Genomic DNA, 22,621 nt, shown 5'->3' with positions numbered 1-22,621 from the left:
GTAAGCGACCATGCAACGTTATTCGGGCTTCGGCCTTTTCAAGCACTCCCTGAGCCACCACGAGAACTGGCAGCGCATGTGGCGCACGCCAGTACCGAAAAAGGTCTACGACGTGGTGATCGTGGGCGGTGGCGGCCATGGCTTGGCCACGGCGTATTACCTGGCCAAGGAACACGGCATCAGCAACGTAGCGGTGGTCGAGAAGGGCTGGCTGGGTGGCGGCAACACCGCGCGCAACACCACCATCGTGCGTTCCAACTACCTGTGGGATGAGTCTGCGCGCCTGTATGAGCACGCCATGAAATTGTGGGAGGGCCTGTCGCAAGACCTCAATTACAACGTGATGTTCTCCCAGCGCGGCGTGTACAACCTGTGCCACACCTTGCAAGACATGCGTGACTCCGAGCGGCGGGTGAGTGCCAACCGCCTCAACGGCGTGGACGGTGAATTGCTCAATACCGCCCAAGTGGCTGAAGAAGTGCCCTACCTGGATTGCTCGAAGAACACCCGCTACCCGATCCTCGGGGCCACCGTGCAGCGCCGTGGTGGCGTAGCCCGGCACGACGCCGTGGCCTGGGGGTTCGCCCGCGCGGCTGATGCATTGGGCGTAGACCTGATCCAAGAAACCGAAGTGATCGGCTTTCGCAAGGAAAACAACCAGGTCATCGGCGTAGAAACCAACAAAGGCTTCATCGGTGCCAAACGCGTGGGCGTGGTCACCGCCGGTAACTCTGGGCACATGGCGCGCCTGGCGGGTTTTCGTCTGCCGCTGGAATCCCACCCGCTGCAAGCGCTGGTGTCCGAACCGCTAAAGCCGATTATCGACAGCGTCATCATGTCCAATGCGGTGCACGGCTACATCAGCCAATCCGATAAGGGCGACCTGGTGATCGGTGCCGGTATCGACGGTTGGGTCGGCTATGGCCAGCGCGGCTCGTACCCGATCATCGAGCACACGCTGCAGGCGATCGTCGAGATGTTCCCGGTGTTGTCACGCGTGCGCATGAACCGCCAATGGGGTGGGATCGTCGATACCTGCCCGGATGCCTGCCCGATCATCTCGAAAACCCCGGTCGATAACCTGTTCTTCAACTGCGGTTGGGGCACCGGTGGCTTCAAGGCCACGCCAGGCTCGGGCAACGTCTTCGCCGCCAGCCTGGCCAAAGGTGAAATGCACCCGCTGGCCAAGCCGTTTTCCATCGACCGTTTCTATAACGGCGCGCTCATCGACGAACACGGCGCCGCCGCCGTCGCGCACTAACAGGAGAACCACCATGCTGCAGATCTTCTGTCCCCATTGCGCCGAGCTGCGTTCGGAAGAGGAATTTCATGCCTCTGGCCAAGCCCACATCCCGCGCCCGCTAGACCCCGCCGCGTGCACCGACGAACAATGGGGCACCTACATGTTCTTTCGCGACAACCCCCGTGGCATTCACCACGAGCTGTGGATACACGCCGCCGGTTGCCGCCAGTATTTCAATGCCACCCGTGACACCGTCACCTACGAAATTTTCGAAACCTACAAAATTGGCGAGAAACCGCAAGTGACCGCCAAGCCGGCTGGGGCCGTGCCCGAAGCCGCGGCGCGGGAGGAATAGGCATGAGCCAAGTCAATCGTTTGCCCAACGGCGGTCGCATCGATCGCAGCAAAACACTGTCTTTCACCTTCAACGGCCAGCATTACACCGGCTACGAAGGCGACACCTTGGCATCGGCGCTGCTGGCCAACGGTGTAGACATCATCGGCCGCAGCTTCAAATACTCGCGGCCACGGGGGATCATCGCCGCCGGGGCCGAAGAGCCCAATGCCGTGCTGCAGATCGGCGCCAGCGAGGCCACGCAGATTCCCAACGTGCGTGCCACCCAGCAGGCGCTGTATCCGGGCCTGGTAGCCACCAGCACCAACGGCTGGCCGAACGTGAACAGCGACATGATGGGTATCCTCGGCAAGGTAGGCGGCAAGCTGATGCCGCCGGGCTTCTACTACAAGACCTTCATGTACCCCAAAGCCTTCTGGATGACCTACGAAAAGTACATCCGCAAGGCTGCGGGCCTGGGCCGCTCGCCGCTGGAAAACGACCCGGACACTTACGACTACATGAACCAGCATTGCGATGTGCTGGTGGTCGGTGCCGGGCCCGCGGGGCTGGCCGCCGCGTTGGCCGCCGGGCGCAGTGGCGCGCGGGTAATCCTGGCCGATGAACAGGAAGAGTTCGGCGGTAGCCTGCTCGACACCCGCGAAACCCTCGATGGCCAGCCGGCCGCCGACTGGGTGGCCAAGGTGATTGCCGAGTTGCAAGGCCTGCCGGGCGTTACCCTGCTGCCGCGGGCCACGGTCAACGGCTACCACGATCATAACTTCCTCACGATTCACCAGCGCCTGGCCGACCATCTCGGCGACCGCGCCCCGATCGGCACGGTGCGCCAGCGTGTGCACCGGGTGCGCGCCGGGCGGGTGGTGCTGGCCACCGGCACCCATGAGCGGCCGCTGGTTTACGGCAACAACGACGTGCCAGGCAACCTGTTGGCCGGCGCCGTGTCGGTGTACGTGCGCCGTTATGGCGTAGCCCCGGGTAAGAAACTGGTGTTGTCGACCAACAACGACCACGCCTACCGCGTGGTGCTCGACTGGCTCGATGCGGGCTTGCCGGTGGTGGCCGTGGCCGATGCGCGCGGTAACCCGCGCGGTGCGCTGGTCGAAGCAGCCCGTGCCCGTGGCGTGCGTATCCTCACCGGCAGTGCGGTGATCGAGGCCCGTGGCACCAAACGGGTGACCGCAGCCCGCGTGGCGGCCATCGATACCCAATCGATGAAGGTGACCAGTAACGGCGAATGGCTCGATTGCGACCTGGTGGCCAGCTCCGGCGGTTACAGCCCGGTGGTTCACCTGGCCTCGCACTTGGGCGGCAAACCCGTGTGGCGCGAAGACATCCTTGGCTTCGTGCCCGGCGACGCGCCGCAAAAACGCGTGTGCGTGGGCGGTATCAATGGCGTGTTCGGCCTGGCCGATGCGCTGGCCGATGGTTTCGAAGGCGGCGCCCGCGCGGCAGCCGAAGCCGGGTTCAAGGTCGTCGAAGGCGTGTTACCGCAGGTATTGGCCAAGCCCGAGGAACCCACCCTGGCGTTGTTCCTGGTGCCTCACGACAAAGGCACGGCGCGTGCGCCCAAGCAGTTCGTCGACCAACAGAACGACGTGACCGCCGCGGCCATCGAACTGGCCACTCGCGAGGGCTTCGAATCGGTGGAGCACGTCAAACGCTACACGGCGTTGGGTTTCGGCACCGACCAAGGCAAGCTGGGTAACATCAACGGCCTGGCGATCGCGGCGCGCAGCCGGGGCATTACCATCCCCGAGATGGGCACCACGATGTTCCGCCCCAACTACACTCCGGTCACCTTCGGCGCGGTTGCCGGCCGCCACTGTGGCCACCTGTTCGAGCCAGTGCGCCTCACCGCGCTGCATGCCTGGCATGTAAAGCACGGCGCTACGTTCGAAGACGTCGGCCAATGGAAGCGCCCGTGGTACTTCCCCAAGCGCGGTGAAGACCTGCACGCGGCCGTGGCCCGGGAATGCAAGGCGGTGCGCGACAGTGTGGGCCTGCTCGATGCCTCGACCTTGGGCAAGATCGACATCCAGGGCCCAGATGCGCGGGAGTTCCTCAACCGTGTTTACACCAACGCCTGGAGCAAGCTCGACGTGGGCAAGGCCCGCTATGGCCTGATGTGCAAGGAAGACGGCATGGTCTTCGACGACGGCGTGACGGCTTGCCTGGCCGACAACCACTTCTTGATGACCACCACCACAGGCGGCGCCGCGCGGGTACTGCAATGGCTGGAAATCTACCAGCAAACCGAGTGGCCAGAGCTGAAGGTGTACTTCACCTCAGTGACCGACCACTGGGCGACGCTGACGCTTTCTGGGCCCAACAGCCGCAAACTGCTCGCCGAAGTGACCGATATCGACCTGGGCAAAGACGCATTCCCCTTCATGACCTGGAAAGAGGGCCTGGTCGCCGGCGTGCCGGCGCGGGTGTTCCGTATCTCGTTCACCGGCGAGCTAAGCTACGAAGTGAACGTGCAGGCCGACTACGCCATGGGCGTGCTGGAGAAAATCGCCGAGGCCGGTAAGGCGTATAACCTTACCCCGTACGGCACCGAAACCATGCACGTGCTGCGGGCCGAAAAGGGTTTCATCATCGTCGGCCAAGACACCGACGGTTCGGTGACACCGGACGACCTCAACATGGGCTGGGCGGTAGGGCGCAACAAGCCGTTCTCATGGATCGGCTGGCGCGGCATGAACCGCGAGGATTGCCTGCGCGAGGACCGCAAGCAACTGGTGGGCCTCAAACCCGTAGACCCGAACACAGTGCTGCCCGAAGGCGCCCAATTGGTATTTGACCCCAAGCAGCCGATCCCCATGGACATGGTTGGCCACGTGACCTCCAGTTACATGAGCGCGACCCTGGGCCGCTCCTTCGCCCTGGCCGTGGTCAAGGGCGGCCTCAAGCGCATGGGCGAGAAGGTCTGGGCGCCGCTGGTCGACGGTGGCGTTATCGAAGCCGAGATTTGCGCTTCGGTGTTCGTCGACCCGAAAAACGAACGGCAGAACGTTTAAGCCCGGCCACCGTGGCCGCCAACGGTGCGGCCGCGGTTCCACGATTTACAAAGGTGCGTACAGATGACCACAGCCAATGTTTACCAGCAGCGCCCGGGCGACGACGTAAAAGCCGAAACCCCACTGCACCACGCCAACCTGCCGAGCCTGTTCGGCAAGGGCCGCAACAACCCAGGCGTTACCCTGCGCGAGCGTAAACTGCTTGGCCACCTCACCCTGCGCGGTGAGGCTCACGACAGCGCCTTCAGCGGCGGTGTGCACAAAGCCCTGGGCCTGGAATTGCCAGTGGCGCTGGGCGTCGTCAGCCAGGGCGAACTGTCGCTGCAATGGATGGGGCCGGATGAATGGCTGCTGATTTGCCCGCGCGGCCAGGAGTTCGCGCTGGAGCAACAACTGCGCGAGGCGCTGGCCGGCCTGCACATCCAAGTGGTGAATGTAAGCGGCGGGCAAACCTTGCTTGAACTCAGCGGGCCGAGCGTGCGCCAGGTGCTGATGAAATCCACCAGCTACGACGTGCACCCGGACAACTTCCCGGTCGGTAAAGCGGTGAGCACCGTGTTCGCCAAATCGCAGTTGATCATCCGGCACATGGCCGAAGACACCTGGGAACTGGTGATCCGCCGCAGCTTCGCCGACTACTGGTGGCTGTGGTTGCAAGACGCTTCGGCCGAATATGGCCTGGCGATCGCAGAATAACGGAGGCCACAGCCATGGGCCGCGCCCCCGATACTTGGATACTCACCGCGGACTGCCCGAGCCGGCTGGGTACAGTCGATGCGGTCACCCGCTACCTGTACGAGCAGGGCTGCTACGTGACTGAGCACCACTCGTTCGACGACCGCCTCAGCGGGCGATTTTTTATCCGCGTGGAGTTCCGCCAGCCCGATGCCTTCGACGAGCAGCAGTTTCGTGCCGGCCTTGCCGCACGCGGTAGTGCTTTTGAAATGGTGTTCGAATTGGTGCCGCCGCAATACCGGCCCAAGGTGGTGATCATGGTGTCCAAGGCCGACCATTGCCTGAACGACCTGCTGTATCGCCAGCGCATAGGGCAACTGGCCATGGACGTGGTGGCGGTGGTAAGCAACCACCCCGACCTTGAGCCCTTGGCGCGCTGGCACGCCATCCCCTACTACCACTTTCCGCTGGCCGCGGGCGGCGGCGCTCACGACAAACCCGCGCAGGAACGCCAGGTGCTGGAGGTCATCAAGCAAAGCCAGGCCGAGCTGGTGATTCTCGCCCGCTACATGCAGGTACTGTCGCCGGAGCTTTGCCGCCGGCTCGATGGCTGGGCGATCAACATCCACCATTCGCTGCTGCCCGGGTTCAAAGGCGCCAAGCCCTACCACCAGGCGTACAACAAGGGCGTGAAACTGGTGGGTGCCACGGCGCACTACATCAATAACGACCTGGACGAAGGCCCGATCATCGCCCAGGGTGTGGAAGTGGTAGACCATAGCCACTACCCCGAAGACCTCATCGCCAAGGGCCGCGACATCGAATGCCTGACCTTGGCCCGTGCGGTGGGTTATCACATAGAACGGAGGGTATTCCTGAACGCGAACAGAACGGTGGTGCTGTGAGGTAACAGCGGAAACGGATTGTTTATTACAACAACAAAAAGTGAGGTGAACGCATGTCTGGCAATCGTGGTGTGGTGTACCTGGGCGCTGGTAAGGTCGAAGTACAAACCATTGCCTACCCGAAAATGCAGGACCCGCGCGGCCGCAAGATCGAACACGGTGTGATCTTGCGCGTCGTTTCCACCAACATTTGCGGCTCTGACCAGCATATGGTCCGTGGCCGTACCACTGCCCAGGTCGGCCTGGTGCTCGGTCATGAAATCACTGGCGAAGTCATCGAAAAAGGTTCGGACGTCGAGAACCTGAGCATCGGCGACCTGGTGTCGGTCCCCTTCAACGTGGCCTGCGGCCGTTGCCGTTCCTGCAAGGAGCAACACACCGGCGTGTGCCTGACCGTCAACCCGGCCCGTGCCGGCGGCGCCTATGGCTACGTCGACATGGGCGATTGGACCGGTGGGCAGGCCGAGTACGTGCTGGTGCCCTATGCCGACTTCAACCTGCTCAAGCTGCCCGACCGTGACAAGGCCATGGCCAAGATCCGCGACCTGACCTGCCTCTCGGACATCCTGCCCACCGGTTACCATGGTGCGGTGACTGCCGGGGTAGGCCCCGGCAGCAGCGTGTACGTGGCCGGTGCCGGCCCGGTGGGCCTGGCGGCTGCCGCCTCGGCGCGCCTGCTGGGCGCGGCGGTGGTGATTGTCGGTGACGTGAACCCCACCCGCTTGGCCCATGCCAAGGCCCAGGGCTTCGAAATCGCCGACCTGTCCCAGGACACCCCACTGCACGAGCAGATCGCCGCCCTGCTGGGGGAGCCGGAGGTCGACTGCGCGGTTGATGCGGTAGGCTTCGAAGCCCGTGGCCATGGCCACAGCGGCGCCCAGAGTGAAGCGCCAGCCACGGTGCTGAACTCGCTGATGGGCATCACCCGGGTGGCGGGCAAAATCGGCATTCCCGGGCTGTACGTGACTGAAGACCCTGGCGCCGCTGACGCCGCTGCCAAGGTCGGTAGCCTGAGCATTCGCTTCGGCCTGGGCTGGGCCAAGTCGCACAGCTTCCACACCGGGCAAACGCCGGTGATGAAGTACAACCGCCAACTGATGCAGGCGATCATGTGGGACCGCATCAACATTGCCGAAGTGGTCGGGGTAGAGGTTATCAGCCTGGACCAAGCGCCGCGGGGCTATGGCGAGTTCGATGCCGGGGTGCCGAAGAAGTTTGTGATCGACCCGCATAAGTTGTTCAGCGCGGCCTGAGGCAGCCGGCCACGGCGCCAAGCAAAAGGGCAGCCAATGGGCGGCCCTTTTTCATTGAAAGGGGTGGAACATTGCCGGGTGTGCGCCATCCAACGCTGCATTCAGTGGGAGACTGCCATGCTGTACCTCAATCGCCTCACCCTCGCCGCCACCCTGGCCCTGCTGGCCGGCCAAGCGTTCGCGCTCAACCTCAACGACGCGGTAAACGCCGCCTCTACCCTGCAAAACGGTAACCAGAACGGCGCCTCCGTTACGGCTGCGCCCAAGGCCGCCGGCCTGCTCAATACGCTGGGCAGCCAGTTGAAGGTGACGCCCGAGCAGGCGGTGGGCGGTACCGGTGCGATGTTGGGCCTGGCCAAGAACAAGCTCAGCAGCGCCCAATACGGGGAACTGACGCAAAAAGTACCGGGGCTCGACCAACTGGCGGGCGCCAATGCCTTAGGCGGGGCCAGCGGCCTTAGCGGGATGCTCGGGCAGGCGGGCAACTCCACTGCCTTGAACAACGCCCTGGGCAACGTGAACTCCACCAGCGACGTGAACAGCGCGTTCGGCCAGTTGGGCATGAACAGCGGCATGGTTTCCCAGTTCGCGCCGGTGATCCTGCAGTATTTGGGGCAGCAGGGCACCAGCGGTTCGACATTGCAGAGTTTGGCGTCGATTTGGGGGGTGAAAGGCTAAGCCGCGACCGTTAGGGCCATGGGCGCGGGGGGTCAGCCGCCCATGGCCTGCTGGCGCAGTTGGCTGATGCGCTGGTCTTTTTCCCACCACAGCTGGTTCACCCACGCCTGTACCCGCTGGCGGAACGCCGGGTCGTTCTCGTAATCGCCCTGCGCCAGCGCCGGGTCGATCGGATGGGCTTGGATGTCGACGATCACTTGCTTCACCCGCCCGCACAGCAGGTCCCAGAAGCCCGGCGCACGCGCACAGGGGTAGACCACCGTGACGTCTAACAGGCGTTCCAGCTCCGTGCCCATCGCCGCCAGCACGAAGGCCACCCCGCCCGCCTTGGGCTTGAGCAGGTGGCGAAACGGCGAGCATTGGGCATCGTGCTTGGCCTGGGTAAAACGGGTGCCTTCTAGGTAGTTCACCACCGTGACCGGCTGGCGCTTGAACAGCTCGCAGGCCTTGCGGGTGATTTCCAAGTCTTTGCCGCGCAGTTGCGGGTGCTTGCTGAGGAAGGCCTGGCTGTAGCGCTTCATGAACGGGTAGTCCAGGGCCCACCAAGCCAGGCCCAGGAACGGCACCCAGATCAGCTCTTTTTTCAGGAAGAACTTGAAGAACGGCGCGCGGCGGTTCAATGCCTGGACCAGGGCGGGGATGTCGACCCATGATTGGTGGTTGCTGACCACCAGGTATGATGTTTGTAGGTTGAGGTTTTGCAGGCCGCGGATATCCCAACGGGTCGGGATGCACAGGGCGAAGATGGCCTTGTTGATCTCAGCCCAGGTTTCGGCGATCCACATTACGCCCCACGACATGTAGTCGCGGCCGCGCCCCGGCGCGATGAGCTTGAGCAGGGCCAGCACCAACAAGGGGCCGATCAGCACCAACGTATTCAGAAGCAGCAGCAGGGCGGTGGCCAGGCCAAGAAGCATAGGGTACTCAGGGTCGTTTTTCGGCCCGCCATGATACGGGGGAAGGGCCGCCACGCCAAATTCATACAAGGGGCAGTGACTGCACTATTTTTTTACTTTTTGTAATACTGGATCAGCATTTACCTTAGGCGAACCACCGCTGGCGTTTCGGCCCAACCGGTGCGCCCCGCTCCTAAGAGGATTGCCCTACGTGAAATGCCTGCTCGCGCTGTTGTCATTGCTAGCGCTACCGGCCCTGGCCGACCCACCGAAGCTTTACGGCCGCTATGAATACTTCGAGCTGCCTGAGCTTAACCAAACGCTGAAGGCAAAAATGGACACCGGTGCGCTGACCGCCTCGCTGTCGGCCAAGGACATCACCACGTTCTCCCGCGACGGTGACGATTGGGTCAGCTTTCGCCTGGCGATCAAGGATGGCGATGGCCAGTTGTACGAGCACAAGGTGGCGCGCATCAGCCACATCAAAAGCCGCGCCGACGAGAACGACGCTGAAGAAGAGAGCGGGGACGTCGCCCAGCGCCCGGTGATCGAGTTGACGATGTGCCTGGGCGAGGTGCAGCGCACCATCGAGGTGAACCTTACCGACCGCAGCCACTTCAATTACCCGCTGCTGATCGGCGCCAAGGGCCTGCGTGAGTTCGGCGCGGCGGTGAACCCGGCGCGCCGGTATGTGGCCGGGCAGCCGGATTGTTCGCGCTAAGGGCAGGCCACCGGCTGCAAGGTACGGGCGCGCTATCCCATTACCATTGGTAGTTCACGCTGGCCAACACGCTACGGCGGTCACCGTAGTAGCAGTAAAACCCGTCGCAGGTCGAGATGTACTTCTTGTCGAATAGGTTGTTGGCGTTGAGTGCAACGCTGGCACCCTTGAGCGCGCTGCCCAGGCGGCCGAGGTCATAGTGCACGGCACCGTCGTACACGGTGTACGAGCCGGTGTGGCCGTCGGACTTGTCACGCACGTAGCCCATGCTGCCGATGGCGATGTTGTCGGTTTCGCCTACGTAGCGCACACCGAAACCGAGGCCGAAACCGTCCAGCAGGCCCTGGTGCCAAGTGTAATCGGCCCAGGCCGATGCCTGGTTTTCCGGGGTCAGCGGCAGCGGGCGGTTTTTGTCGAGCGGGTCGTCGACCTTGGTCATCTTGGTGTTGGTGTAGGTATACGAGGCGGTGAGCTTGAGGTTCTCGTTCACATTGCCGGTGGCCTCCAGCTCGAAGCCACGCGCCTTGGCTTCGCCCACTGGGGCACTGATGCCGTTGTTGGTGGTGATCACGATGTTTTCGCGGGTCAGGTCATACACCGCGGCAGTAAAGAGCATGTCCATGCCCGGCGGTTGGTACTTGATGCCTGCTTCATACTGCTTGCCGGTGCTGGGGCGGAAGGCCGCGCCATTGGCGCCGCCGGGTTCGGCCTGGAAGGACTCGGCGTACGACACGTAGGGTGTGATACCCGAATCGAATACGTAGCTGATCGCTGCGTTGCCGCTGAAGTGGCTGTCGCTGCGGGTGCTGGTGGCGCCGTTGGCGTTGTAGAATTTGGAGCCGGTGTGCACCCAGTCTTCGCGCCCGCCCAGGGTCAGGCGCCAGTTATCCAAGGCCATTTGGTCTTGAAGGTAGGCGCCGGTCTGGAAGGTTTTCTGGTCGTAGTCGTTGTAGGCGGTGTACTCGACGTTACTGAAATCCTGCCCATAGATGGGCTTGATGATGTTGCTGGTCGGTGCTGAGCCATACAACCACTGGTAGTTGTGGTTGATACGCTGATGGTCCAAGCCCAGCAATAATGTGTGGGCCACCGCCCCGGTGGCGAAGTCGGCTTGGAAGTTGTTGTCTACGGCGAACTGGCTGATGTCTTCGTTGACCACATTGGCGCCGCGTTGCTCAGTGCCGTCATCGCTGACCGCGCCATAATAGCTACCGCCGGTGATGCTCTGGAACGAAAGGTCGCTTTTGGTGTAGCGCAGGTTCTGGCGGAACTGCCAAACATCGTTGAAGCGATGCTCGAAGGCATAACCGAGGGCGTAATAGGTTTTGTCGTAGAACTCCCAATCCGGGTCGCCGAGGTTCTTGTGGTAGCGGATTTTACCGGCCGGGGTACTCAACTTGGTGCCTTGCAGCGGTAAAAACTGGCTGGTGATGCCGGTGTCGTCGCGGTTGAACATCGTCAGCAGTGTCAGCTTGGTGTCGGTGTCGATGTTCCAGGTCAGGCTGGGCGCAATGTTGTAGCGCTTGTCGTCGATGTGTTCGATTTGCGTGCCGCTGTCACGTACCACGCCGCTGACGCGGTAAAGGAACTGGCCTTGGTCATCCAATGGGCCGGTACTGTCGAAGCTCACCTGTTTGCGGTTGTAGCTGCCCACCTGGGCCTGAATTTCGTGGCTGGCGATGGCATCGGGGCGCCGGCTGACCATGTCGAGCAGGCCGCCGGCTGGGGTTTGGCCGTACACCGATGACGCCGGGCCACGCAGCAGGGCCACGCGCTCAAGGTCCCAGGTATCCAGCTTGGGCATTACGTACGAGCCTTTGGGCAGTGGCAGGCCGTCGAGGAACTGGGTGGGCTCGAAGCCACGTACCTTCAACCATTCGGCACGGGCGTCGCTGCCGTAGCTGCTGGCGATCACACCGGGCATGTAACGCACCGCATCGTCGAGGTTCTGCACCGCCCGGTCGCGCATCTGCTCACGGGTGGCCACCGATACGGAGCGCGGCAGCTCGGCGATCGGGGTGTCGGTCTTGGTGCCGGCCGCCGTGCGAGTGGCCAGGTAACCGGTGGTGGGGCCCCAAGCGCTCTCCGCTTCGCTGTGCGCATTGACGTTGGTGGCGGGCAAGTTCAGCTCGCCCGCGGCCACCGCCACCAGGGTGTAGCTGCCACCGCTGTTGACCAACTGCAACCCTGTGCCACGCAACGCGGCCTGCAGCGCACCGAGGGCGTCGTACTGCCCGCTCACGGGCGCGGCGTTCTTGCCGCTGACCAGCCCTGGGTCCATGGTCAAGGCAAGCCCTGCCTGGCTGGCGATTTGGTTCAACGTGCTGGCTAACGGGCCGGCCGGCACATTGTAGCTGCGCAGCGAGCCTTGTGTGGCGGCATGGGCAGGCAGGGCGGTCAGGGGGCTGGCCAGCACGATGGCGGCTGCCAGTACACTGGGGCGAACGAACGTGGGTAAACGGCGAGGCATGCAAGACACTCCGGAAATAGACCGTAATGCCTGTTTGCCGAACGAGGCGAAGAAAGTGATAGGGCGTGGTAACAAAATTATTCCGTCGCCGCCTTGACCGTGACCCACCAATGGGTGCGTTGCTCGATGCGAACCGGCAGGGTGGGTTGCAATGCGCGCAAGGCCAGGTCGATGTCATGCAGTGGGAAACTGCCCGTGATGCGCAGGTCGGATACCTGCGGGGTGGCTTGCAGCAGCCCTACCCGATAGTGCGAGAGTTGTTCGAGCAAATCGGCCAGGCGCACGTTGTCGACCACCAGCATGCCGTGGGTCCAGCCGGTGGCACCCGCAGGCAGGTGGGTGGCGCCACCCAGCATGCCCTGGCGCATCAGCACTTGCTCGCCTTGGCCGACCACGCGCTCATCAGCAGCCCGTGCCGGGCGCGCCGCCACGGCCGATTGCACCACACCCAGGCGGGTGCCGCCGGCTTCGCGGCTGACCAAAAACTGCGTGCCCAGGGCGCGTAAGCGGCCGTCGGCGGTTTGCACGATGAATGGGCGGTTATCGCCATGGGCGGTTTTAACGAAGATTTCTCCACTTTGTAGCACGATGCGCCGCTCACTGGCGTTGAAGCGGATATCGATGGCGCTGTGGGTGTTCAACGCTACCTCGGTGCCATCGGCCAAGCGCAGGCTGCGAATTTCGCCGGTGGCGGTGCGTTGGTCGGCCAGCCAGTAATCGGCGGTTTGCGTTTGGCTGGCATACCAGCCGCCGGCGATTACCATGGCCAACGCCGCCAGGCCGCGGCCCAACTGGCGCCGCTGGCGTGCTTGCAACAGGGCTTTGCGTACGGGGCCCGCGGCGGCGGCGAGGCGGTGGTCGAGCATGCCCAGTTGGCGCCAGGCACGGGCGTGCGCTTCGTCGGCAGCATGCCAACTGCGAAACGCCTCTTGTTGCTGCGCCGTGCCGCCGCCATCCAGGCACAGTTGCCAGGCGATGGCGGCGTCGAGCACTTGGGCCGGCACCGGCCGTTCGCGGGCACTCAAGTGGGCTCGCCATACAGCGCGATGTAGCACTGGCGCATGGCTTGGGCCAGGTATTGGCGTACCCGCGGCACCGATACGCCCAACTGTTCGGCGATCGCGGCATGGCCCAGGCCATCAAGGCGGTTGAGCACGAACGCGCTGCGCGCCTTGCTCGAAAGCTTACCCAGGTGTAGGTCGATCGCCTTGAGGTCTTCGAGGATCAGGTGTTGGGTTTCTGGGCTGGGTTGTTCGGCCTGGGGCAGCTTGGCGATGTCGTCCAGGTACGCTTGCTCCAACGCTGCCCGGCGAAAATGGTCGAACAACAAACCCTTGGCCACCGTCAGCAGGAACGCGCGGGGTTCCCGGGTGGCCGGCAATTGCGGGCGGCCGAGCAGCCGCGCAAAGGTGTCTTGGCTCAGGTCTTCGGCGCGTTGCGGGCAGGCGATGTTGCGCCGTAGCCAAGCGAGCAGCCAGGGGCGATGGTCGCGGTAAAGCGAGCCGATCATTTGATAATGGGCGTTCCGGGCTGCGTTCAACGCAACACTCCGAAATGGAAAGGTTAACCAATGAGACTTATTCGCGATTGTGGCAGGGGGCTAGCGCCTTGGCAATCGGCGCTTGCCTAAGATGTGTTCAGGTCGTCGGCCGGTTGGCTGCCGCGACCGCGCAAGGTACTCGATCCCGGCGGTGCGGCGGCTGCCCCGGTGCCGTGCTGATGGCATTCAACCGCTCTTATTCGCCGTAATTTTGGTGTGATGTTCCAACGGTCCGCACCGCATTGGCGCACGGGCTTTATGCCGGCCGAGCAGCGGCAATGCGGCCCGGCAGCCTATCCTCTAAGCCACCACATGAGGCCCCGCCCCGCGAATGTAGCTGCCTGTAGGCTTTAAGCCTATAAAGTAGAAACAAAAGGAAATATTCGCTTTGCGGCGCGTAATGCTGCAAGTTATGGACAAAACGGAGCTTTACCCCCATGGGGGGGCGAAGCCAGCAAAGGGATGGTGGTGGGCACTGTGCCTATGGTTGACCTGGATATTCTCACCGACGCCGAACGTGAAGCACTCAGTGAAGTGCTATTAGCCCCCCAAGCGGCGCCTGGGCGTGTGCTGGTGGTCGACGACGATGCTGACTCGCGCGAATTGCTTGCCGAGATTTTCACCCTGCATGGCATCCCATGCTTGGTTGCAGACAATGCCCAGGCAGGCTTCGACCTGCTGATGACCAACCGTGCTGTCAGTTTGCTGGTGACTGACCTACGCCTGGGGGCCGAGAGCGGCCTGGACCTGATTCGCCAGGTGCGTGAATCGGAGCGCGCGGCATTGCCCATCATCGTGGTGTCGGGCAACGCCGGGGTGAAGGACGCCATCGAAGCAATGCACCTGAGCGTGGTCGATTTTTTGCTCAAGCCGATCGATGTGGACCAGCTTATAACACTGGTGAGGCGGGAGTTGGACCTGTGATGGCCCCGCCACTGGGTTCATCCAGGGCGGGGCGGGTGCTTGCCCATGGTTGCGGTTGCGCTCACCCTGGCCGTGGGGTTAACCCCGCTGCGCCTGCTTGAACTGCCGGCGGCGGCGGTGCAGCACTGGCTCGGTGTAGCCGTTGGGCTGCTTGGCGCCCTCGAGCACCAGCTCCAGTGCCGCTTCGAAGGCGATATTGCCGTCGAAGTTCGGCGCCATCGGCCGGTACTGCACATCGCCGGCGTTCTGCCGGTCGACCACCGGGGCCATACGTTTGAAGCTTTCGACGACCTCTTGCTCGGTGGCTACGCCATGGCGTAGCCAGTTGGCCAACAGTTGGCTGGAAATCCGTAGCGTGGCGCGGTCTTCCATCAGCGCGACGTCGTCGATGTCTGGCACTTTCGAGCAGCCCACCCCTTGGTCGATCCAACGCACCACGTAACCGAGGATGCTCTGTGCGTTATTGTCCAGCTCGTTGCGGATCTGCTCGGCCGACCAACCAGTGTCGGTGGCCAGCGGGATACTCAGGATATCGTCGAGCGAGGCTCGCTCACGGGTGGCCAGCTCGGCCTGGCGCGCCTGAACGTCGACCTTGTGATAGTGCAGCGCATGCAGGGTGGCCGCGGTGGGTGAGGGCACCCAGGCGGTGTTGGCGCCGGCCAATGGGTGGCTTATCTTTTGCTCGAGCATGGCGGCCATCAAATCGGGCATCGCCCACATGCCCTTGCCAATCTGCGCGCGCCCACGCAGGCCGCACGCCAGGCCGATGTCGACATTCCAGTTTTCATAGGCGGCGATCCACTTTTGCGCCTTCATGGCGGCTTTGCGGACCATGGGGCCCGCTTCCATCGAGGTGTGGATTTCATCGCCGGTGCGGTCCAGGAACCCCGTATTGATGAACACCACCCGCGCGCTCGCTGCCTGGATGCAGGCCTTGAGGTTAACCGTGGTGCGCCGTTCTTCGTCCATGATGCCGATTTTCAGCGTGTTGGCGGGCAACCCCAGCACGGCCTCGATGCCATCGAACAGTTCGTTGGCGAAGGCGACCTCTTCCGGCCCGTGCATCTTCGGTTTGACGATGTACACCGAGCCTTGCCGGCTGTTTTTGCGTTGGGTGGTACCGTTGAGGTCGTGGATCGCGACCAGGCTGGTGAACAAGCCATCGAGGATGCCCTCTGGCACTTCGTTGCCCTGGGCGTCGAGCACGGCGTCCACGGTCATCAGGTGGCCCACGTTGCGCACGAACAGCAATGACCGGCCATGCAGGGTCCGCTGCTGGCCGTCCAGCCCGGTGTAGTGGCGGTCTGCATTCATGGTGCGGGTAAAGGTACTGCCCTGTTTGCTGACCTCCTCGGCCAAGTCACCCTTCATCAGGCCCAGCCAATTGCGGTACACCACCACTTTGTCGTCGGCATCTACCGCGGCCACGGAGTCTTCGCAGTCCATGATGGTGGTAATGGCCGACTCGAGCAGAAGGTCTTTCACGCCGGCGGCATCGGTTTGCCCGACCGGGCTTTGCGGGTCGATCTGGATCTCGAAATGCAGGCCGTTGTGGGTGAACACGATGGCCTGCGGCGTGGCGGCATCGCCGCGATAGCCCAGCAGTCGCCGGGTGTCGGCAAGGCCGCTGGTGTGGCCGCCCGCCAGCGCCACCTGCAGCGCACCGTCGACGATGCGGTAAGCCGTGGCCTGGGCATGGGAGCCATTCGCCAGCGGGGCGGCTTCGTCGAGAAAGGCGCGGGCGAAGGCGATAACTTTGTCGCCGCGCACGCGATTGTAACCCTGGGTTTTTTCCGCGCCGCCGCTTTCGGGGATGGCGTCGGTACCGTACAGCGCGTCGTACAGCGAGCCCCAGCGGGCATTGGACGCATTGAGCGCGAAGCGTGCATTCATCACTGGCACGACCAACTGTGGGCCAGCCATGCGGGCGACCTCGTCGTCGACCTGGGCGGTGCTGGCTTCGAAGCCCGCCGGCTCCGGCAGCAGGTAGTCGATCTGTTGCAGGAACGCCTTGTAAGCCGCGGCGTCGTGCACCTGGCCGGTGCGCTCGCGGTGCCAGGCATCGATGCGCGCTTGCAGGTCGTCCCGCTTGGCCAGCAATGCCCGGTTCTTCGGCGCGAGTGCCTCGATCAGTTGCGCCGCGCCTGCCCAGAACGCCTCCGGGTTTACGCCGGTGCCGGGAATGGCTTCGTTGTTGACGAAGTCGAACAGGACCTTGGCGACCTTCAGGCCACTGGCTTGCACATAATCAGTCATTGCTTGCCTCACTCTTATTGCGCAGGGGCGGTAACTATGTAGCGCTTTCTTTGAATACTACATGAGCGCCAGCGGTGGGGAAAATGAGACTGATAGGTCACGTTTTTCGTGATGCCAGCCGTTCCGCCATCGTGTTTTGTATTGCTGATTGTTCCACGTTGAAGCCAGAAGCGTACACAATTTTCTGCGCCATACTGTTTGAACCATCAACGGAGGGTGCAGTGTGAACCAGTTAGTATTGACGGTGTTGGCCGCCGATAAAGCCGGGCAGGTCGAACGGGTCGCCCAGTGCATCGCCACACACCACGGTAATTGGCTCGACAGCCGCATGGCGCGCATGGCCGGGCAGTTCGCCGGCATCTTGCGCGTGGCCGTGCCGGCCGAGGCTTACGACGTACTGGTGGCGGCCCTTCAGGCCCTGGCCGCCCACGGTATCCGTGTGTTGGTCGCCGAGAGTGGCACTGAGCAGCCCTGCAGTTGGCGCACCATAGACCTCAAGCTGGTAGGCAACGACCGCCCCGGTATCGTGCGCGACATTACCCGGGTGCTGGCCGAGCAAGGCGTGAACGTCGAGCGCCTGGCCACAGACGTAGAGCCGGCACCGATGAGCGGCGAGCCATTATTCACTGCCGAGGCGACCCTGGCAGTGCCCCTGACCTTACCCTTGGAAGCCTTGCAAGCGCGGCTGGAGGGGTTGGCGAGCGAGATGATGGTAGACCTGACGCTGCACAGCCAGCCCTAGGCCAATGGGGTGCTAAGCATTGGCGGTGGATGCCGCCCCAGCTAAGGCGCCGTGGCGGGCTATGGCAAGAAAGCCACATTTTGCAAAAGGCACCTTCTGAGCCACCCCACGAGTTGTTCATGGAAAAACTGCACCCAGTTGTGGATAACCTGGGGGCGCTCCTTTGCCGGCCACGCCAGCCGGGGCTTGGCTGCAAGTGAGCGAAAAATAGCCAATAATCAAGGGCTTGTGCACACAGGCCGTGGATCGCCCTGTGGATAAGCTCTGGGGATAGTGCTGCAGCCCTTTACTGGCGAGGGCTGCAGCCTGTTGAGTGTTTTTTGATCAGGTACGCCGACGCAGGGCGAACCAGGCATCGACGCTGTAAACGGCCAGCCCGGCCCAGATAAACGCAAACGCGACCAGCGTGGCCCCAGCTAACTGCTCGCCGAATACGCCCACTGCCAGTACCAGCACGAGGGTGGGCGCCACGTATTGCAAGAAGCCCAAGGTAGCGTAGGGCAGGTGGCGTGCCGCGGCGTTGAAGCTGAGCAGCGGCACTAAGGTGACCGGGCCGGCGGCGACCAACCACAGCGCCTGTGCCGAGGTCCAGAATTCGCCCTGCGCGGTCACTGCACCGCCGTGCAGCCACAACCAGCCCAGCGCGACCGGCACCAGTAACCAGGTTTCCACGGTCAGCCCAGGCAGGGCCTGGATCGGCGCTTGTTTGCGAATCAACCCATAAAAGGCGAAGGTCAGCGCCAGTGCTATCGACACCCAGGGCAGGCTGCCCACCTGCCACACCTGTTGCAGCACGCCTACCGCGGCCAGCGCCACGGCCAACCATTGCAAGGGCCGTAGGCGCTCGCGCAGGATCACCATGCCCAGCACCACGTTCACCAACGGGTTGATGTAATAACCCAGGCTGGCTTCGAGCATGCGCCCGTTGTTTACCGCCCACACGTAGATCAGCCAATTGCCCGCTACCAGGGCACCGCTACCTGCCAGAATGGCCAGCCGCGTGGGGTGGGCGCGCAGTTCTGCCCACCAGCCCGGGTGGCGCCAAATCGTCAGCGCCAAGGCGGCGAATAGCGCCGACCAAACTACGCGCTGGACGATGATTTCGATCGAAGGGATGCTGTCGAGCAGTTTGAAATAAAGGGGGAACAGCCCCCACAGCAAATAGGCGGTCAGGCCCAAAATATACCCGCGGCGCGGGTTTACGGCGTGCATGTAGCGTCCTTGTCGGTTGGGTCAAAACAGTGCCAGCGGCGCCTCGGCCAGCGCCGCCAATTGTTCGCGCAGGGCCAACACCTGGTCGCCCCAGTAGCGCTCGTTGCCGAACCACGGAAAGCTTCTGGGGAAGGCCGGGTCGTCCCAGCGCCGAGCTAGCCACGCACTGTAATGCATCAGCCGCAAGGCGCGTAGCGGTTCGATCAGGGCCAGCTCGCGCGGGCTGAAATCGTGGAACTCCCGGTAGCCATCCATCAACTCGGCCAGTTGCCCCAGGCGTTCCTGGCGGTCGCCCGCCAGCATCATCCACAGGTCTTGCACCGCCGGGCCCATGCGGCAGTCGTCCAGGTCGACGATATGAAACACCTCGTCGCGGCACATCATGTTGCCCGGGTGGCAGTCGCCGTGCAGGCGGATGCTTTTATGGGCCGCGCGGCGCCATTGCTCGTTTACCGCGCTGAGCAAGTCGCGGGCTACCGACACATAGGCCGGGCGCAGGCTGGGTGGGATGAAGTCGCCGTCGATCAATGTCTGTAGCGATTGCTCGCCAAAGTTGTCCACTGCCAGCGCTTCGCGATGCTTGAATGGGCGGGTGGCACCCACGGCGTGCAGCCGGCCCAATAATTGGCCCAGGCGGTAGAGCTGGTCGAGGTTACCCGGCTCCGGCGCACGGCCGCCACGGCGTGGAAACAGCGCAAAGCGAAAACCTTGGTGCTCGAACAGGCTTTGCCCGTCGCGCTGCAACGGCGCTACCACCGGCACCTCGCATTCAGCCAATTCCGCGGTAAAACTATGTTCCTCGGCGATTGCCTCGTTGCTCCAGCGGCCCGGCCGGTAGAACTTGGCGATCAGTGGCTCGCCTACATCCAGGCCCACTTGGTACACGCGGTTTTCATAGCTGTTGAGGGCCAGCACTCGCGCGTCGCTGAGGTAGCCCAAGCTTTCGACGGCGTCGAGCACCAGGTCGGGGGTAAGGGTGTCGAAGGGATGCGCCATGGTGACTCCTGTGCGCGGCGGGCTGCCGCGCCTGCCTGCATGGTAGCGCAGTCGCGGCAGCCCAATGCAGTTAACAGCAGCCCGCGCTTCCCGCGGGTTTTACAATTTCTTGCAATGTGAACGGATGATGAACGCCGAAAACCTTATGAAACGCTTCCCACGCGTGATGGCCACCGCGCTGATGGCGGTTGCCTTACCCGCCCATGCTTCGATGCGTTGTGGCACCCGGCTGATCAACGGGGGTGACCGGTTGGCAGAGGTTATCCAAGTGTGTGGTTCGCCCGTGGCCCAGGCCAGCCAAGGCCCGGCCCATAAAGGTAACGGCAGCCCCCGCCGGGGCGCGCAAAAAACCGATGTGCTGGTGTATGGGCCCAATGGCGGGGCGTATCAATACTTGTTATTCGTTAATGAAGAACTGATCAGGGTGGACCTGCGCCGCCAGGCCCCCACCGGTGATTTGCTACGTTGGTGATGTGCCTGGAGCGATGTGGGGAAGCGCCCCAAGGGCAGACGGGTGTTTCGTCGCCTTCCTGCCCGGCGCCCTTTTGCGCTGCTGGCTGTTATGGGGCTGGTGAGTCACCTACACTGCGCCGGTGAATGCATTCAGAGGCGTGCAATGCTCATCGTTTTCAGCGGCCTGCCGGGCACCGGAAAAACCACTATCGCCAGCGCCCTCGCCAGCCAAATAAGCGCGGTATACCTGCGAATCGATACGATCGAGCAGGCTATCCGCAATTGCGCTGCGTTGGCGGGGGGCGTGGGGCGCAGCGGTTACTGCGTGGCCAACGAGCTTGCGCGAAGTAATCTTCGTTTGGGCCGTACGGTGATCGCCGATTGCGTGAACCCGGTTACCGAAAGCCGGCAGGCTTGGCGCGAGGTGGCGGCCAGCGCTGGGGTTCCATTAGTGAATATCCAGGTGGTGTGCTCTGATAAGCGGGAACACCAGCGGCGGGTAGAAACCAGGCAGGGTGATGTGGTCGGGCTGGCCCCACCGACCTGGCAGGCTGTATTGAGCCATGAATATGAAGCATGGGATGGCACGCCATTTACCCTGAACAGCGCGCTGATGCCGCCAGCCGAGGCGGTGGCGATGATCATTCGGCGGTTCCTCGGCGAGGGGGCGCAAACGTAGCGCCGGGCATGCGCCCACGGCAGGGCAAACCCACACTGGCTACAGCGGCTTACCCAGCAACACCATGCTTGGCCCAAAGCGCGCCGCCACCGGCTGCCCGGCCTTGAGCGCCAACTCGGCGACCCGCTCCGGCGGTGCCAGGGCGCACAGCGTTTGCCCATTGGCCAGGCCAATGCGCACTTCGCTGGGCCCTTCGGCGTCATCCAGCACCACCTGCACCTCGCCCTCCAGGTGATTATCACCCTCGGCCGACACACTGGCGGCCGGGTGCAGTGCCAGCCACCCGGCCTTGATCAGTGCCACCACCGCCACCCCGGGCTCGAGGGCCAAACGCTCGGTGCTGTCATGGGTGATCACGGCGCTGAGCGAAAGGCCCGCGCCCAGGTCCAGGTGCACCCGGTCGTTACGCCCCTGCGCATCGATGGCCACTACCCGCCCATGCAGTTGGTTGCGGGCGCTGGTGTGTAGCATCAGGCGGTTGAGCAGGTCGAAGTCGTCGGCGTCTTCGGCCGCCTCCAGCACCTGCGCCTGTAACGCTTGCAGGCGCTGGTACAGGCGCAACAGCCGTTCACCTTCTGCCGATAACCGGGCCCCACCGCCTCCCTTGCCGCCGACGCTGCGTTGCACCAGGGGGGTATGGGCCAGATTGTTCAGTTCGTCGATGGCATCCCAGGCGGCTTTGTAGCTCAGGCCCGCCGCCTTGGCGGCGCGGGTGATCGAGCCCTGTTCAGCCACATGCTGCAGCAACGCGATGCGCTGTGGGCGGCGGTAGAGGTACTGGGAAAGGCTCGCAGGCAAGGGCATGAGGCAGGCTGGCATTAAAGGGCAATGGGTGCACGGTGCCTGCCGCGAGCAGTGCGCGTCAAGTGGGCTTGGGCGTGCGCGCCAGGCAGTACACATCCACCCGCTGGGCCCCAGCATCGATGAGCAGGCGCGCCAGCGCCCGGGCGGTGGCGCCGCTGGTCATCACGTCGTCTACCAGGGCCACATGGCGGCCTTGCAACACCGCGCGGGGCGCGACCTCGAATGCGCCGTGCAGGTTGTGCTGGCGCGCCTCGAAGCCCAACCGTTGCTGGGCGGCGGTGTCGCGCTTGCGCCGTAGCAGGTGGGCAGCCACGGCTATGCCCAACCCTTTACCCAGCCAACCGGCCAGCATCTGCGCTTGGTTAAAGCCGCGCCGGCGCAGGCGCTTGGGCGCTAGCGGCACGGGCAGCAAGCACGTAGGGCGGGGTAGGCCTTCTTGGTAGCGGTGCCGCAGGTGGCGCGTGAGCAATGCGCCGAGCAGGCGCCCAAACGGCCAGCGGGCCTGGTGTTTGAAGCGGGTGATCAACGCATCCACCGGAAAGCCATAGCTTAGGGCGGCCTCGACCCGGGTGAATGGCGGTGGGCGCAGCAGGCAATCCGCACAAAGGCTTCCAGGCATTGGCAGCGCACACAGGGCGCAGCCGTCGCCGAGCCAGGGCAGATCGTATTCACACTCGATGCACAGCGGCAGCGCTTGGCCGGCCGGCTGGTCACACAATAAACAGGGTTGGTTATTATTTGACCATATGTTGACTATAAAGCTTCTGATCGGTTGACAGCGCATTAGGCTTTCCTTGAC

The 22,621-nt window shown here is 63.4% G+C and carries 21 protein-coding genes; 12 read left to right on the top strand and 9 right to left on the bottom strand.

The window, feature by feature from the left end; translation table 11 throughout:
• Positions 1-10: 10 nt before the first annotated feature.
• The 7 genes from HAQ05_RS00645 to HAQ05_RS00615 all read left to right on the top strand — a co-directional run bounded on the left by HAQ05_RS00645 (position 11) and on the right by HAQ05_RS00615 (position 8,129).
• On the top strand, positions 11-1,261 hold the full coding sequence (locus HAQ05_RS00645) for a sarcosine oxidase subunit beta family protein (RefSeq protein WP_190416647.1): 1,251 nt from the start codon (positions 11-13) through the stop codon (positions 1,259-1,261).
• Positions 1,262-1,274: 13 nt separating this feature from the next.
• Positions 1,275-1,598 (top strand): sarcosine oxidase subunit delta, encoded by a 324-nt coding sequence (locus HAQ05_RS00640; protein ID WP_190416646.1) that lies wholly within the window; start codon positions 1,275-1,277, stop codon positions 1,596-1,598.
• A gap of 2 nt (positions 1,599-1,600) precedes the next feature.
• Complete coding sequence (locus HAQ05_RS00635) at positions 1,601-4,618, top strand: sarcosine oxidase subunit alpha (RefSeq protein WP_190416645.1); 3,018 nt, start codon at positions 1,601-1,603, stop codon at positions 4,616-4,618.
• Between the two features lie 63 nt (positions 4,619-4,681).
• Positions 4,682-5,314, top strand: a complete 633-nt coding sequence (locus HAQ05_RS00630; RefSeq protein ID WP_190416644.1) for a sarcosine oxidase subunit gamma — start codon at positions 4,682-4,684, stop codon at positions 5,312-5,314.
• Positions 5,315-5,328: 14 nt separating this feature from the next.
• Positions 5,329-6,198 carry a formyltetrahydrofolate deformylase gene (purU, locus tag HAQ05_RS00625; protein ID WP_190416643.1) on the top strand — a complete coding sequence of 290 codons (870 nt, stop codon included), beginning with the start codon at positions 5,329-5,331 and terminating at the stop codon, positions 6,196-6,198.
• 53 nt (positions 6,199-6,251) lie between these two features.
• Entirely contained in the window at positions 6,252-7,451 is a 1,200-nt protein-coding gene (fdhA, locus tag HAQ05_RS00620; protein WP_190416642.1) for a formaldehyde dehydrogenase, glutathione-independent, read from the top strand.
• A gap of 117 nt (positions 7,452-7,568) precedes the next feature.
• Positions 7,569-8,129: a DUF2780 domain-containing protein gene (locus HAQ05_RS00615; protein WP_190416641.1), complete on the top strand. Its 561-nt coding sequence runs from the start codon at positions 7,569-7,571 to the stop codon at positions 8,127-8,129.
• A gap of 32 nt (positions 8,130-8,161) precedes the next feature.
• Here the strand turns inward: HAQ05_RS00615 and HAQ05_RS00610 are convergent, their stop codons facing one another.
• Positions 8,162-9,046, bottom strand: coding sequence for an acyltransferase (locus HAQ05_RS00610; protein ID WP_190416640.1), 885 nt, complete (start codon positions 9,044-9,046; stop codon positions 8,162-8,164).
• A 190-nt stretch (positions 9,047-9,236) separates the two neighbouring features.
• Here HAQ05_RS00610 and rloA2 point away from each other — a divergent pair, with 190 nt between their 5' ends.
• Positions 9,237-9,746 carry a retropepsin-like aspartic peptidase RloA2 gene (gene rloA2, locus HAQ05_RS00605; protein WP_190416639.1) on the top strand — a complete coding sequence of 170 codons (510 nt, stop codon included), beginning with the start codon at positions 9,237-9,239 and terminating at the stop codon, positions 9,744-9,746.
• A 40-nt stretch (positions 9,747-9,786) separates the two neighbouring features.
• Here the strand turns inward: rloA2 and HAQ05_RS00600 are convergent, their stop codons facing one another.
• The 3 genes from HAQ05_RS00600 to HAQ05_RS00590 form a co-directional block, all read right to left on the bottom strand.
• A complete protein-coding gene (locus HAQ05_RS00600) occupies positions 9,787-12,216 on the bottom strand; it encodes a TonB-dependent siderophore receptor (RefSeq protein ID WP_190416638.1) in 2,430 nt (809 codons plus the stop codon).
• Between the two features lie 77 nt (positions 12,217-12,293).
• Entirely contained in the window at positions 12,294-13,241 is a 948-nt protein-coding gene (locus tag HAQ05_RS00595) for a FecR domain-containing protein (protein ID WP_190416637.1), read from the bottom strand.
• Positions 13,238-13,726: an RNA polymerase sigma factor gene (locus HAQ05_RS00590; protein ID WP_420825731.1), complete on the bottom strand. Its 489-nt coding sequence runs from the start codon at positions 13,724-13,726 to the stop codon at positions 13,238-13,240. The genes HAQ05_RS00595 and HAQ05_RS00590 overlap by 4 nt, the downstream gene beginning before the upstream one ends.
• 513 nt (positions 13,727-14,239) lie before the next feature.
• On the opposite strand from HAQ05_RS00590, the gene HAQ05_RS00585 reads away from it, so the two are divergent.
• A complete protein-coding gene (locus HAQ05_RS00585) occupies positions 14,240-14,680 on the top strand; it encodes a response regulator (protein WP_190416771.1) in 441 nt (146 codons plus the stop codon).
• Between the two features lie 78 nt (positions 14,681-14,758).
• On the opposite strand, the gene HAQ05_RS00580 is transcribed toward HAQ05_RS00585, so the two are convergent.
• Positions 14,759-16,936, bottom strand: a complete 2,178-nt coding sequence (locus HAQ05_RS00580; protein WP_190416635.1) for a malate synthase G — start codon at positions 16,934-16,936, stop codon at positions 14,759-14,761.
• Positions 16,937-17,159: 223 nt separating this feature from the next.
• Here HAQ05_RS00580 and HAQ05_RS00575 point away from each other — a divergent pair, with 223 nt between their 5' ends.
• Positions 17,160-17,678, top strand: coding sequence for an ACT domain-containing protein (locus HAQ05_RS00575; protein WP_190416634.1), 519 nt, complete (start codon positions 17,160-17,162; stop codon positions 17,676-17,678).
• 324 nt (positions 17,679-18,002) lie between these two features.
• Here HAQ05_RS00575 and rarD read toward each other — a convergent pair whose 3' ends face one another.
• Both rarD and HAQ05_RS00565 read right to left on the bottom strand, forming a co-directional pair.
• Positions 18,003-18,890 carry an EamA family transporter RarD gene (rarD, locus tag HAQ05_RS00570; RefSeq protein ID WP_190416633.1) on the bottom strand — a complete coding sequence of 296 codons (888 nt, stop codon included), beginning with the start codon at positions 18,888-18,890 and terminating at the stop codon, positions 18,003-18,005.
• A gap of 21 nt (positions 18,891-18,911) precedes the next feature.
• Positions 18,912-19,886: a serine/threonine protein kinase gene (locus tag HAQ05_RS00565; protein WP_190416632.1), complete on the bottom strand. Its 975-nt coding sequence runs from the start codon at positions 19,884-19,886 to the stop codon at positions 18,912-18,914.
• Between the two features lie 145 nt (positions 19,887-20,031).
• Here HAQ05_RS00565 and HAQ05_RS00560 point away from each other — a divergent pair, with 145 nt between their 5' ends.
• Complete coding sequence (locus HAQ05_RS00560) at positions 20,032-20,358, top strand: DUF2845 domain-containing protein (protein ID WP_190416631.1); 327 nt, start codon at positions 20,032-20,034, stop codon at positions 20,356-20,358.
• A gap of 144 nt (positions 20,359-20,502) precedes the next feature.
• Positions 20,503-21,018: a P-loop nucleotide/nucleoside kinase family protein gene (locus tag HAQ05_RS00555; RefSeq protein WP_190416630.1), complete on the top strand. Its 516-nt coding sequence runs from the start codon at positions 20,503-20,505 to the stop codon at positions 21,016-21,018.
• Positions 21,019-21,057: 39 nt separating this feature from the next.
• Here HAQ05_RS00555 and HAQ05_RS00550 read toward each other — a convergent pair whose 3' ends face one another.
• Together HAQ05_RS00550 and HAQ05_RS00545 are read right to left on the bottom strand one after the other, a co-directional pair.
• On the bottom strand, positions 21,058-21,822 hold the full coding sequence (locus tag HAQ05_RS00550) for a TOBE domain-containing protein (RefSeq protein ID WP_190416629.1): 765 nt from the start codon (positions 21,820-21,822) through the stop codon (positions 21,058-21,060).
• Positions 21,823-21,880: 58 nt separating this feature from the next.
• A complete protein-coding gene (locus tag HAQ05_RS00545; RefSeq protein ID WP_190416628.1) occupies positions 21,881-22,606 on the bottom strand; it encodes a ComF family protein in 726 nt (241 codons plus the stop codon).
• Positions 22,607-22,621: the final 15 nt, after the last annotated feature.

Source organism: Pseudomonas typographi (assembly GCF_014694385.1).
GTDB classification, from domain to species: Bacteria; Pseudomonadota; Gammaproteobacteria; order Pseudomonadales; family Pseudomonadaceae; genus Aquipseudomonas; species Aquipseudomonas typographi.
The sequence above is the reverse complement of the archived record's forward strand: the minus strand, read 5'-3'. Positions and strand labels throughout refer to the sequence as shown.